The 13210-nt window shown below is 35.9% G+C and carries 14 protein-coding genes; 5 read left to right on the top strand and 9 right to left on the bottom strand.

Going from position 1 to position 13210, the window contains the following annotated elements; genetic code table 11:
• Window positions 1-3: 3 nt before the first annotated feature.
• The 8 genes from HA140_RS02970 to HA140_RS02935 form a co-directional block, all read right to left on the bottom strand.
• Complete coding sequence (locus HA140_RS02970) at window positions 4-243, bottom strand: 4a-hydroxytetrahydrobiopterin dehydratase (RefSeq protein ID WP_209039659.1); 240 nt, start codon at window positions 241-243, stop codon at window positions 4-6.
• Window positions 244-317: 74 nt separating this feature from the next.
• Window positions 318-566 (bottom strand): carboxysome peptide B, encoded by a 249-nt coding sequence (locus HA140_RS02965; RefSeq protein ID WP_025969106.1) that lies wholly within the window; start codon window positions 564-566, stop codon window positions 318-320.
• An 18-nt stretch (window positions 567-584) separates the two neighbouring features.
• A complete protein-coding gene (locus HA140_RS02960) occupies window positions 585-836 on the bottom strand; it encodes a carboxysome peptide A (protein WP_002805244.1) in 252 nt (83 codons plus the stop codon).
• A gap of 2 nt (window positions 837-838) precedes the next feature.
• A complete protein-coding gene (locus HA140_RS02955; RefSeq protein ID WP_209039658.1) occupies window positions 839-2368 on the bottom strand; it encodes a carboxysome shell carbonic anhydrase in 1530 nt (509 codons plus the stop codon).
• Window positions 2369-2375: 7 nt separating this feature from the next.
• Entirely contained in the window at window positions 2376-4673 is a 2298-nt protein-coding gene (gene csoS2, locus HA140_RS02950; protein ID WP_209039657.1) for a carboxysome assembly protein CsoS2, read from the bottom strand.
• Window positions 4674-4754: 81 nt separating this feature from the next.
• Window positions 4755-5096, bottom strand: a complete 342-nt coding sequence (locus HA140_RS02945; RefSeq protein ID WP_011376108.1) for a ribulose bisphosphate carboxylase small subunit — start codon at window positions 5094-5096, stop codon at window positions 4755-4757.
• 92 nt (window positions 5097-5188) lie between these two features.
• Complete coding sequence (locus HA140_RS02940) at window positions 5189-6604, bottom strand: form I ribulose bisphosphate carboxylase large subunit (protein ID WP_002805854.1); 1416 nt, start codon at window positions 6602-6604, stop codon at window positions 5189-5191.
• Window positions 6605-6673: 69 nt separating this feature from the next.
• Complete coding sequence (locus tag HA140_RS02935; RefSeq protein ID WP_002807869.1) at window positions 6674-6985, bottom strand: BMC domain-containing protein; 312 nt, start codon at window positions 6983-6985, stop codon at window positions 6674-6676.
• A 326-nt stretch (window positions 6986-7311) separates the two neighbouring features.
• Between HA140_RS02935 and HA140_RS02930 the strand changes: the two genes are divergently transcribed.
• Window positions 7312-7896 (top strand): non-canonical purine NTP pyrophosphatase, encoded by a 585-nt coding sequence (locus tag HA140_RS02930; RefSeq protein ID WP_209039656.1) that lies wholly within the window; start codon window positions 7312-7314, stop codon window positions 7894-7896.
• Between the two features lie 7 nt (window positions 7897-7903).
• Here the strand turns inward: HA140_RS02930 and HA140_RS02925 are convergent, their stop codons facing one another.
• Window positions 7904-8674 (bottom strand): hypothetical protein, encoded by a 771-nt coding sequence (locus tag HA140_RS02925; protein ID WP_011818055.1) that lies wholly within the window; start codon window positions 8672-8674, stop codon window positions 7904-7906.
• Window positions 8675-8771: 97 nt separating this feature from the next.
• Between HA140_RS02925 and HA140_RS02920 the strand changes: the two genes are divergently transcribed.
• From HA140_RS02920 to bchL, 4 genes are all read left to right on the top strand, one after another.
• The gene (locus tag HA140_RS02920) at window positions 8772-9140 is read left to right on the top strand and encodes a hypothetical protein (protein WP_011862565.1); all 369 of its coding nucleotides are present in this window, start codon (window positions 8772-8774) and stop codon (window positions 9138-9140) included.
• 157 nt (window positions 9141-9297) lie between these two features.
• Entirely contained in the window at window positions 9298-10554 is a 1257-nt protein-coding gene (locus HA140_RS02915) for a ferredoxin:protochlorophyllide reductase (ATP-dependent) subunit N (RefSeq protein WP_209039655.1), read from the top strand.
• 6 nt (window positions 10555-10560) lie between these two features.
• Window positions 10561-12132: a ferredoxin:protochlorophyllide reductase (ATP-dependent) subunit B gene (locus HA140_RS02910; RefSeq protein ID WP_209039654.1), complete on the top strand. Its 1572-nt coding sequence runs from the start codon at window positions 10561-10563 to the stop codon at window positions 12130-12132.
• Between the two features lie 190 nt (window positions 12133-12322).
• Window positions 12323-13210 (top strand): ferredoxin:protochlorophyllide reductase (ATP-dependent) iron-sulfur ATP-binding protein, encoded by an 888-nt coding sequence (gene bchL / locus HA140_RS02905; protein WP_209039653.1) that lies wholly within the window; start codon window positions 12323-12325, stop codon window positions 13208-13210.

Below are 13210 nucleotides of genomic sequence, written 5' to 3'. Positions count from 1 at the left end.
GGACTAATCTTCTAAATAAAATTTATCAACATCCTTTGAAAAGTCTTTTTCTATATCTGATATTTCTTTATTATCTAAAAATATTGAGAGACTTACAAAATTTTTACCGAAGCTGATATTTGGATAGATATGCCTTTCTTCACATAATTTCTCAATTTTCCCCATGAATTTACTGATTTTTGAGTATTGCTCAAATTCAAATCTTTTTTCAATCCTCAAAGGTGATTCTCTTTTATCCCACATCAAATTCTTTATTCGAGACTAATTACACTATACCTTCAACAAAGTTTTTCAATAAATTTTTGAAGTTAAAATTTTTAATCACTTTCCCAATAATCAATAATACCGCCAATTGTTAAATCGGTTTGAACTTCTGGATTAGGGCACGCAAATCTAGCTGCAGAGCCGCTAGAAGTAAAAACCCAGTTACCTTCTCTGGCTCCAACAGGATCAACAGCAACTAATTTCTTTCCTTTATTATTTTCTAAAATTCGTAAATTCATATGACCTAAGCCAGCCACTCTTTGAGTGCATACCATCCTTCCTAATACCTTCATAATTTCCACAATTCATATCCTCCTTTTTTATGACTTGTCTGGATCCCAATGATCAATTATTCCAACAATCGTTAAATCGCTTGGATAAGATTTGCTTCCTGCTGCTTCCCTAGCAGCAGAACTTCCGACACAAATAACCCAATCTCCTGGCTTACAGCCAACAGCATCAACTGCAACTTTATTAGAGGAACCATCTAATACAACCTGCAGATGTTTATGTTCAAAACCTGGAATCCTATTGGTAGAAACAAGTGGTTTTACAACCTTGCAAATTAACATAATTAGTGAGCCTCCTCTGTTTTTTTATCTAAAGACATTCCAATAATTTGGGCGGAATGAATGTTGTCCCTATCTCTAATAGTAGAGCAAGTATGTAACAAACCTTGATCAACTAAATTTTTATATCTAATTGATATCGCATTATTAACTCTTTCACAATCTTTTATTGCTCTCTCTTTTGCGCCGGGTACTTTGCCAGAGTAATCAAATCTTATTACTACCGGAATGGGTAGATCTTGAGAAACATTTAATCCAGTAAAAATCTTAACTCCTACATCTAAATCTGGTGCCCCTTCTTCGACTGTATCTAGATGAGCAAAATAAGTTAAATTTCTGAGATGTACTTCTTTAAAACCTATACCAACTCCAATAAACCTCTCTGCATGACCAATATCTTCATAAGAACCGTTATGAAAACTTTTGACATAGTCAATTTGAGAAATATTATTAACAATTAATTTATACGTAAATTTTTCTAGTCCACTCAGTTTATCTTTTGAAGATTGATTAGAAATTATCTGGCAAATTTCTCTTTCTGCATCCTCTTTTGAAAAATTTATTGTTGAATTATAAATTTCTAATGTAGAAATAGTTTTTTCTAAATCTATACCGCCATCGATAGTTGATAAATGTATTTTTAATGAATCAGTGTCTGTATCCAGTCCAATTAACATTAAATCCACAGAAGCTCCGCAGCAAAAGCTATTCTCTACTGCCTCTTTGAAAGCATATAATTTATTTCTACCTTCTGCTGCAGCTAACTCGTCATTACTCCCATGAGCTGCGCATCCCTGATGAAAAGGATCTACAGAACTAAAATGATAAGTTACAACTTTTAAGTACCTGGTATCTTTATGCGCTTCATTAGGAACATTCTCCCTATATCTTTTGTGTTCAGTTTTTACCCATCTATTTACTGTATTTTCAATATCAAAAAGTGCACCAGCATGAGATCTTCTTCTTACTGAACTAAAAGGTATTCTCATTACATATGCTACAGAATGAGCTAATCGCCCATCTGAACAAGGAGTTATATCAAGTAAATGTATTCCACAATCTAAAAGAAATTTTTCAAAATCTTCCGCACCTCTACTTCCTGAAGCACCTTCAAGTGGATCATTATTAAAAAAATTATCACTAAGTTTCTCATGTTGTTTAAAAGCACACCATGCATATAGAGCTCTCATATCAAGAGGTTTAACCCAAGATTTATCTAGCACATGAAGGGGCAGATCTATTCCTAAATTTTTTCTTGATATTACCTGAGCTTTAGTTATAAAATCTTCATGATGTTGTATTCGAGCAATTTCCTTTAGGGTTGGAACAATTTCGTCAAAATCACTTTTTATTTTGCTTTCGTACCTAAATAGATTTTCATTTTGGATATTATTAGTTAATTTATGAGACTTTCCAGAATTTCGGAAATTATTTGATTTTTTAGTTTGTATCTGGATATTTTCAGTAAAAGTTTTCATTGGAGCTGTTGGCCCCAATGTGAAGTTCTTGGCTTTAGCCAGTCCTCTTAAAGGCATTATTTACTTAACCTCTTGCACCACCTGAAAAGGTAATAAGTTGTCCTTCACGAGTATTACCACTTGATCCAGTTATCAAGAAATCTGGTTTTTCTGTTTCCTCATTTCTTTTAACTTCCATAGGAGGCATTGCGCTCATCAATCCTGCTCTTGAAGGATTTCGCTTTCTAGAAGAAGCTCCCTCTGTACCCGTTACCTTATCACCGCGATCCCAATCATCACCAGTTACATTTCCTACTGATTGTCCTTCACCAGTAATTCTTGATGAGACTCTTTTTTCTGGTGTCTTTGCAGCACGGTCGGCCTCTTCGATTTCCATTTTTTGTTTATAAGTAATATTTTTATTCGGTTCAAATCTAAATTTTTCAGTGCCAGTCACCTTATCAACAGCCATATCAAAAGGTCCTGTTACCTTTGAACCATTTTCATATTCATTACCGGTAACACCTTGAGTATTTTTTTCAGAATATTTGTCTCTTGATGGTGATTTAACAGAGAATTCATTCCAAGAGTTACCTGCTGACTTTTCCGGATTCGCATAAGCAGTATCATGTGGAGAATTATCACAAGCTTGAGAGAACTGATCTCCACCAACATAAGGAGTCCCTGTTAGGTTTTTACAAGCACCTTTCTTAGCACCTGTCATTACTCCGCCAATTCCTGGTTGTTGTCCTGTAAGTCTGGCATTTGAATTATTTCCAGAATTAACTGTTGATCGGGATTTCATATCTTCAGAAATCTCGGTACTACAATTATCATTAATCTGATCTAAGCCTGCGTATGGTGTTCCTGTTAGCACTTTGCATGAACCTGGTTCATCTCCAGTTACTATTTTTGATCTTCCTGTCATAGTCCCGCTTATTAAATTTGACTTTGAAGAAAGGCTTAAACCTACTTTTCTAGCTTCTGGTTTTGGTTTTGAACCGCAAAACTTCTCATATTGTTGAGATCCTATATACTCATCACCAGTTACATTCTTGCAACTCCCATGTTCATTGCCTGTCATATGGTCTGATCTTCCTACACCTGTACCAGTTACATTATTCCCATTAAGAGTGTTGTAACTACCTACTTTTTCAAATGCTTTACCTTTTGGATTTGGCTCTGAGCCAAGATATTGATCTCCAGTTAACTGATGTCCAGAACCTGATTCATCTCCAGTAACCAGAGTTGATCTACCAGGGAGTGATCCAGATACTTTTAATCCATCAGTTGTAGTACTATGTTTCACTTTTGAGGGATTTTTTGGAACATCACCACAATACTTCTGTGATTGATTAGCCGATACATATTCAGTGCCTGTAAGGTTTTTGCAAGTCCCAGGCTCATCGCCCGTGACCCTCTCAGATCTACCGACTTCATTTCCAGTTACTTTATTACCTGATGTGGTAGAGGTAACAGTAGATCTAAGTGGTTGTTGATAACTTGGTCTATCTTGACAAAATTGATCAATTACTTCTGCTCCCATATATTGAGTACCGGTGACTGTTCTGCATGTACTTGCTTCATTACCTGTAGTTTTTACAGATCTATTAGCTTGTGTTCCAGTAACTATTTGACCTGAGTCAGTTTCACTTTTGCCAACTTTCCAGCTAGCATCAGCAATATTTTGTTTAGCGCCATTTTTATTTGGACCGCATGGCCTACATTTACCATTACCTTTTTTACCTGTGGCACCAGTTTTACTTCTTAGCTCTCTCACTCTCTGAGAAATCTCTCTACTACTTAAATCTGGGTCTCCCCTTCTAGCTAGAGAAGCCGCACTGGTATTTTGTTTAGTTGCTGATTTACCATGCTTAGATTGAGCTTCTCTTCTCGCTAAAACGATATCTCTGCTTGTATTAGTAATAGGCTTTCGCTTCTGATTAATTCTTCTTTTAGCGTTTGGTTTTGATGTTTTAATTTCTGTATTATGTGAATTTTGAACTTCTGAATTTTTGCTTGTTGTAGTTATAACTGTCTTTACAGGACTTTCTTTTTTAACCTCAGTACGAGTTCTATCGGATGAAGTTACTGCCGATTTCCCATGGGTAGACATTGCTTTTCTTCTCTCTATTACTAACTCTTTACTAGATAAATTTGCTGAAGAGGGCTTTCTATTTACCTGATTTTTTGGAATATGTTTTGTAGCTGGTTTAGAAATATTTTGATTATCAGGAGAAGACTGAGTCCCAGGAATTTGTATATCTTGAGAAGATCGAACTCTATCTTTCGTAGTTGAAGAATAAGCAGCAGCTTTTTTACCGCTATCACTCATCGCCTTTCTTCTTTCTAGTGCAATCTCTCTACTGGTTTTTTTTGACATAATCTTCAAATGTGAAACTCTTTTGAAAAACTTTCTCCAAAAATATTTTTTGGAGAAAGATATTTACTACATAAAGTAGAATTAACGTCCTTGGAAAACTACAAAAGCTGTTCCTTGGCTTTGAGTGTAAGCATCGTATCCGATGATTCTTACATGGTGATCAGGGTATGCTCTATGACATGCCTCTAATTCACTTACAACCAAGTTAAGATCTTTTTCCCCAAAGAATGGGAGCTTCCAATAAGACCAATAAGTTTGCATACTTCCACTAGGATGCACATGCTCAATAACAGGACTCCAGCCTTGAGCAATAATGTATGCAATTTGATCGTATATTTCCTCCTGGGTCATCGGTGGTAAGAAACCGAATGTTTCCAGGGTTGCAACTGTTTGATAGTCGCCTACTGTGCTCTGGAAAGGCATAATAAATTTAAATGAGAATGAAATTACTCGTAATAGAACGAGATTTATAGAAGTTTGAGGAGAAGAAAAATCTCCTCATTTTGAAATCTGGTTTAACCTTGAACGTCTAGTTTGTCGACGGTGTCAAATTCAAACTTAATTTCCTTCCAAGTTTCGAGAGCGATAGCTAGTTCAGGACTGTGTTTAGCAGCTTCCATAAGAATGTCTCTACTCTCTTTTTCGATTTCGCGACCAGCATTACGTGCTTTCACACAAGCTTCTAAAGCAACTCTGTTGGCTGCAGCTCCAGCAGCTGAACCCCATGGATGGCCATGTGTTCCTCCACCAAACTGAAGACAAGAATCATCTCCAAAAATCGCAAGTAGTGCAGGCATATGCCATACATGAATACCACCTGATGCGACAGCAAATACTCCTGGCATTGAACCCCAATCTTGATCAAAGAAGTTACCTCTTGATCTATCTTCGGGAACAAATGACTCTCTTAAGTTATCAATATAACCAAGAGTTGTTTGACGATCACCCTCTAGTTTTCCAACAACAGTTCCAGTATGTAATTGATCTCCTCCGGAGAGTCTCAAACATTTTGCTAGAACCCTGAAATGGATACCGTGTTTTGGATGTCTATCAATAACAGCATGCATCGCTCTATGAATATGTAGAAGCATGCCATTTTTACGACACCAGTTTGCTAATCCAGTATTTGCAGTAAAACCGCCAGTTATATAATCATGCATGATGATTGGCATATCTAGCTCTTTTGCAAATTCAGCTCTTTCGTAGAGTTCTTCAGGAGTGTTGGCAGTACAGTTTAGGTAGTGACCTTTAACTTCTCCAGTTTCTTGCTGAGCAAGCTTAACTGCTTCTGCAACAAACTCAAATCTTTCTCTCCAACGCTGGAATGGTTGAGAATTTATATTCTCATCATCCTTCGTTAAATCAAGACCACCTCTAAGACACTCATATACAACTCGACCATAGTTTTTACCAGATAATCCTAATTTAGGTTTAATGGTACAACCAAGTAGAGGTCTTCCGTATTTGTTTAAACGATCTCTTTCAACTACGATTCCATTTGGTGGACCACCGCAAGTTTTGATGAAAGCGATTGGAAATCTAATATCTTCTAGACGTAAGTGTCTTAAAGCTTTAAATCCAAAAACGTTTCCTACTAGAGATGTTAATACGTTTGTAATAGAACCTTCTTCAAAAAGATCTAAAGGATATGCAATAAAAGCATAAAAAGCTTCAGGATCTCCAGGAACGTCTTCGATTCGATAACAACGTCCCTTATAAAATTCTAAATCTGTCAGTAACTCGGACCAAACTGTTGACCAAGTACCTGTTGAAGATTCAGCGGCAACAGCTGCTGCAACTTCTTCTCTTGGAACACCTTCTTGACCTGTACATTTGAAACAGGCTAGTAAATCGGTGTCTAGGGGTACATATTCAGGAGTCCAGTAGGTATCTCTGTACTCCTTTACCCCTGCATCATACTTCTTACTCATAAGGATAAATTTAGGTCTGTGTAGGGAAAATAATTATTGTGCAAAATTTATAAATCTTGCTTTACTTAATTAGTCCTTTTGACCAAGAAATTCACCATTACCTAGAGCAGGTTCAACTTCTCTATGAGGACGAGCAATAATGTGAGCTGCAACTAAGCCGTCACCAACTCTTTCACAAGCATCAGCACCAGCTCTTACAGCTGCGTTAACTGCTCCTGTTTCGCCTCTAACTAATACTGTGACATAACCGCCACCAACGAATTCACGACCAATAAGGCGAACTTCTGCAGCCTTTGTCATTGCGTCTGCTGCTTCGATTGCAGGTACAAGTCCGCGTGTCTCGATCATGCCGAGAGCGATACCCATTGTTTCTGTAGCCATTGTCTACTAAATACTAAATGTGGAATGTTCAATTCGAAGAATGCTTCATTAAGTACTTATAAGTCAAGCATTTTCGACAAAATCTCCATTAATGTTTTTTCTATCATTCATAAGTTAAACTTATCACCCTTGGTACTATTGATATGTCAATACTTATGCAAATTAGTTAGTGCATCAAAACATACTGTTGTATTAAGAAAAAATTTACATTATGTTATTTCCGTACGAGACAGGCCCTGTCTACACAGGTGTGGAATGTTCAACCTTTCCTGTCTCCGTATCTAACTTTGAAGTAAGATAATAATTCAATAAATTTATTCGTTATTTTGAATCTTCCAGTCCTAACTATTGCTAGTGGCAACCAAAGCAAAGTTTCTGAAATCTCGGAAATGCTTAATGTTTTGTCTTTAAAGGTTCAGAAGCAACCAGAGTATTTAAATGTCGAAGAGACTGGAAACACATATTTTGAGAATGCACTTTTAAAAGCAAAAGCAGCTGCTTTAGATACAAAAACTTGGGCATTAGCTGACGATTCAGGGCTTGAAGTGGATATCTTAGATGGACGACCAGGTATATATTCTGCTCGATATGCCAAAAACAACGCTGAAAAAATTAAAAAATTAATTAATGAACTTGCTGATAGTCCTTACAGGAGCGCAAGATTTATAAGTTGTATGGTTTTATGTGATCCCTCAGGAAACTTAGTTAAGGATACAACTGGAATATGCTGGGGAGAAATTCTTAATAACCCAAAATATCCAAATGGGGAGTTCGAATCTATTTTTTGGGTAAAAGAAGCTAACTCTGTTTATGGAGAGCTCTCACAATCACAACTAAGTAAGTTAGGAAGCAGGGGTAAAGCTGCCAAAATTATGTCACCTTACCTCAAAAAAGAAATTGGCTTAAATTAAAAAATTATCAATAATTTGAAATTTCATCAATTGCTCTTATAGCAGCTGCTGCCGCTTCTTCTACATCTCCTTCTTTCCCTGCTAAGGTTAATCTACCAAAAGCTCCAACTGCTTTAACATCAACAACAGTTATATTTGATGCTTTTTCTGCTTCATTTGCTGCTTTTAAGACATACCCAGCCGGTTCAGTTTCTAATATAAACATGCTCATTCCAGATTGAATCATTGATCCACTTCTATTTTGTCTATTTATTAAAACAGCATGATCTGGAGTAATAGCTCGAATAACTTCTGTCCAACTTGTTGAAGGTTTGGTTCTTTTTCTAACTTCACTTCCAATAGCATCTAGAACAACATCCCCAGAATGTAAAACAGTACTTTGATCTTTGTGATAAAGAGCAAGAGAGCCAAATGCTCTTTCAACAATCATCTGACCAAGTCTTACGTTACTTGCTTTTAAGGCAATATCAGTGACTCTATGCACGGCCATACCAGGTGAAACTTCCATCCAAAGGCATGAATCTCCGGGTATAGGTAAAAAACCTCTACTAACCGTGCCCATATATGCAGCTAATTGAGGTTGAAGAGAATCCAAAAAAACATATGTTCTCAACTCAATTTGCTCAACTTGACTTGCTTGTCTGGACACCAAAGACTTTTCTGAATCAGTTGTAATAAAACAGCTTGCACCACTGGCCTGAGATTGCACCTCAGATCCTGTAACAAGAGAACTGCCTTTTTTTCGTTCCCCTCTATTTAAACTAGAAGTTGGTTCCATTCACGCGACTATAACGGATAATGGTTCATTTTTTCTATTAAATTTACTTGCATGCTTCCCACAAAACGATAACTTCAAGTAAAAGATATACATTTTCATGGGAACTTCTCAAAAAAAAGAACCAAATGTTTCTGGTACTGAAAAAGAATTAACTCCTGATCAAACTCTTGGATTAGTTAGCCTAAGCTTGATGCAAAAACTATCTCAGAAAGACCCATCTTTTAGTTGGTTAGAAGAAGATAAAATTGAAAAAGTAAATCTTAAGAACCTCAGAGATAGATTGGAGTTAACGCAATTAGCTATAAATACTGGAGCACCTTTAACCACTTCAGAAGTGACAGCTTTAATTGGGGCAAAGCCTGGGAAATCTAAATTAGAAAGAGCAGGATTATTAGCGACGAAAATAGCTAGAAATGTGTGGAAGATTTCAAAAACAAGTCAAGGAAATTCATTCTACAGAAATTAAAATACGCCCCAAAATTTTTTTTAATAATTCCCATTTAAGTATTTAAACATTCATATAAGTTTTTTAAATGTGTTCATTTTGTAAGAGAACTTATTAATTACTTTCTTAAATCAAAAAGTTTATGCAAGCTTGAAATATAAGCTCTTGAAAATTTTTAATGAGTAAAGTTGAATTTAATAAGGAAACTGGGCCCAGGGAAGTTTTTTGTGGATTAACTTCAATAGTTTGGCTCCACAGAAGAATGCCGGATGCATTTTTTCTAGTTGTAGGCTCAAGGACTTGTGCTCATTTAATTCAAAGCGCTGCTGGAGTTATGATTTTTGCTGAACCAAGATTTGGGACGGCTATTCTTGAAGAAAAAGATCTTGCTGGTCTTGCTGACGCACATGAAGAATTAGATCGAGTGGTAAATGATCTTATTGCGAGAAGACCAGAAATCAAAACTCTTTTTCTAGTTGGATCTTGTCCAAGTGAGGTAATCAAATTAGATCTTGCAACTGTCGCAGAGAAATTAAATAAAAGATTTTCAGGTCAAGTTAGATTCGTTAATTACTCTGGCAGTGGAATAGAAACAACTTTTACCCAAGGAGAGGATGGCGCCTTAAAAGCTTTAATTCCATTGATGGAGACATCAGATAAGGAGAAATTATTATTAGTTGGAACTCTTGCAAATAATGTAGAGGATAGGTTTAAAAAGATTTTTAGAAATTTAGGAATTTCAAATATCGAGAGCTTCCCACCACGGCAATCAACAGAATTACCAAAGATTGGCAAAAATACAAAAGTTTTATTAACTCAGCCTTATTTAAGTGATACCGTTCGAGACCTAAAACATCGTGGCTGTGAAATAATTTCGGCTCCATTTCCTCTTGGTATCGAAGGAAGTACTGAATGGTTTTTAGCTGCAGCGAAAGCTTTCAAAATTAGTGAACTTAAAGTTCATGAAATTATTTTGCCTTTAATTAATAGAGCAAAACTTGCTCTTGAATCTCACAAAGAAATACTTAAGGGGAAAAGATTATTTCTTCTTCCCGAATCGCAACTGGAGATATCTTTGGCAAGATTTTTACATAATGAATGCGAAATGGATCTTATAGAGGTAGGCACTCCTTACCTAAATAAAGATTTAATGAAAGAGGAAATTAATTTATTACCTGATAATACAAAAATTGTCGAAGGGCAACATGTAGAAAAACAATTAGATCGAGTAAGGGAATCTAATCCAGACTTAGTAGTTTGTGGGATGGGTTTAGCTAACCCACTTGAGGCCGAAGGAATTAGTACTAAATGGTCTATAGAAATGGTATTTAGTCCAATTCATGGAATTGATCAAGCCGCAGATTTGGCAGGTCTCTTCTCCAAACCTTTGAGAAGAAATCAAATACTAACTTCAAAAACTTTAGTAACGCATTAAGAGAATATGGAATTAACTCTATGGACATATGAAGGGCCACCACATGTTGGTGCAATGAGAATTGCCTCTTCAATGAAAGATATACATTATGTTCTTCATGCCCCTCAAGGGGATACATATGCAGATCTTCTATTTACAATGATTGAGAGGAGGGGGCAAAGGCCTCCAGTGACTTATACAACTTTCCAGGCTAGGGACCTAGGAGGCGATACAGCTGAATTAGTTAAGAAAAACATTAAGGAAGCTGTAGAAAGATTTAAACCGAAAACTCTTTTAGTTGGGGAAAGTTGTACAGCAGAACTTATCCAAGATCAACCCGGTGCTCTTGCAAAAGGAATGGGATTTGATATGCCAATTGTTAATCTTGAATTACCTGCTTATAGCAAGAAAGAAAATTGGGGAGCATCAGAAACTTTTTATCAATTAATAAGAACTCTTTTAAAAGAGAAAGTAAGTTATTCAGAAAAAATAAGTCCTCTAAGGTGGAAGAAATTAGGTCGCAGACCAAAAGTAAATATACTTGGTCCTTCATTACTAGGATTTAGATGTAGGGATGATGTAATTGAAATTCAACGTATCCTTTCAGAACAAGGAATAGATACAAACGTAGTTGCTCCATTAGGTGCTAGTCCAGATGACATTGAAAGATTAATTGATGCTGAAATAAATATCTGTCTTTATCAAGAAATTGCTGAAACATCATGTGAATGGCTTAGACGGAACTTTGGAATGGAATTTACGAACACCATTCCAATTGGAATAAAAAATACAATTGAATTTATAAATGAAGTTCATAATAAGTTGGATCTCCCTATGACTAATAAAGAAGAATTAGAACACAAGTCAAAACTTCCTTGGTACTCAAAATCTGTTGACTCAAATTACTTAACTGGCAAAAGGGTTTTTATTTTTGGTGATGGAACACATGCAATCGCGGCCGCAAAAATTGCCAAAGAGGAATTGGGTTTTGAAGTAGTTGGTCTTGGGACATACAGTAGAGAGATGGCAAGACAAGTAAGAGCAACTGCAAAAGAACTAAATTTAGAAGCTCTAATTACTAATAATTATTTAGAAGTAGAAGACGCCATGAAAAAAGCAGCCCCTGAATTGGTTTTAGGTACTCAAATGGAAAGGCATAGTGCCAAGAGACTTGGCATTCCTTGTTCAGTAATAAGTACACCAATGCATGTTCAAGATGTTCCTGCAAGATTTAGCCCACAGATGGGCTGGGAAGGTGCAAATGTGATTTTTGATGACTGGGTGCATCCCCTAATGATGGGATTAGAAGAGCATCTTATTGATATGTTTAAACATGACTTTGAGTTTGTTGATGGTCATCAAAGCCATTTAGGACATACAGCCACAAAAACAGAAGATTTAGTAAATTCTGAGGATAAAGAAGAGAAAAATAGTAAGGAAGGAATTATCTGGACTGAATCTGGTAGAGCTGAATTAACAAAAGTTCCATTTTTTGTAAGAGGTAAAGTCAAAACTAATACCGAAAAATACGCAATCTCGAGGGGAATCCCAGAAATAAGTGATGAAACCCTTTACGACGCTAAAGCATATTTCAGTTAAATTTTTACTCACAAAATATAATTAAGTCATGAGTATTTTCACTTATAATTCAATAGATTTAATTCTAAAAATTCAGTTATTAGAACATATCTCCCACTTTTAATACAATTAAATACATATTTGTTTAGAAACATATTTCATGTGTATTTACGCTGCAAGAATATAAATAATAATGTGTTTTAAGCTTTAAATGACAAGTACTATAAATCGACCTCTTGATGGAGAAGGAAGTGTTCAAGTAAAGCAAGATCCAAAAATAAATATTGAAGAAGGAGCTTTAGTTATTGCCGTATATGGGAAGGGTGGTATCGGAAAATCAACTACATCATCAAACCTTTCTGCAGCATTCTCAAAACTAGGTAAAAAGGTTCTACAAATTGGATGTGATCCGAAACACGATAGCACTTTCACTTTGACGCACAAAATGGTTCCTACCGTTATCGATATTCTTGAAGAGGTAGATTTTCATAGCGAAGAATTGAGGCCAACCGATTTCATGTTTGAAGGTTTTAATGGCGTAATGTGTGTCGAAAGTGGAGGTCCTCCTGCTGGGACAGGGTGCGGGGGATATGTAACCGGTCAGACAGTTAAACTATTAAAAGAACATCATTTATTAGAAGATACTGACGTTGTTATTTTTGATGTCCTCGGGGATGTCGTTTGCGGGGGGTTTGCAGCTCCATTGCAACATGCAAATTACTGTCTAATTGTTACTGCTAATGACTTCGATTCAATATTTGCTATGAATAGAATAGTATCTGCAATCAAAGCAAAAGCAAAAAATTATAAAGTCAGATTAGGTGGGGTTGTCGCAAATAGATCAAAAGATACAGACCAAATTGATAAATTCAATGAAAAGACAGGTTTAAAAACTATGGCCCACTTTAAAGATGTCGATGCCATTAGAAGATCAAGACTAAAAAAATGCACCATTTTTGAAATGGAACCAACTGAAGATGTTATTGAAGTTCAAAATGAATATTTATCTCTTGCCAAAAATATGCTTGAAAACGTAGAACCTTTAGAAGGGAATCCACTTAAAGATAGAGAAATTTTTGATTTATTAGGATTTGATTAA

The sequence above is a fragment of the Prochlorococcus marinus CUG1417 genome, assembly GCF_017695975.1.
In the GTDB taxonomy this organism is placed as follows: Bacteria; Cyanobacteriota; Cyanobacteriia; order PCC-6307; family Cyanobiaceae; genus Prochlorococcus_A; species Prochlorococcus_A marinus_AG.
Note: the sequence above shows the minus strand (reverse complement) of the source record. Positions and strands in the feature narration are given on the sequence as shown.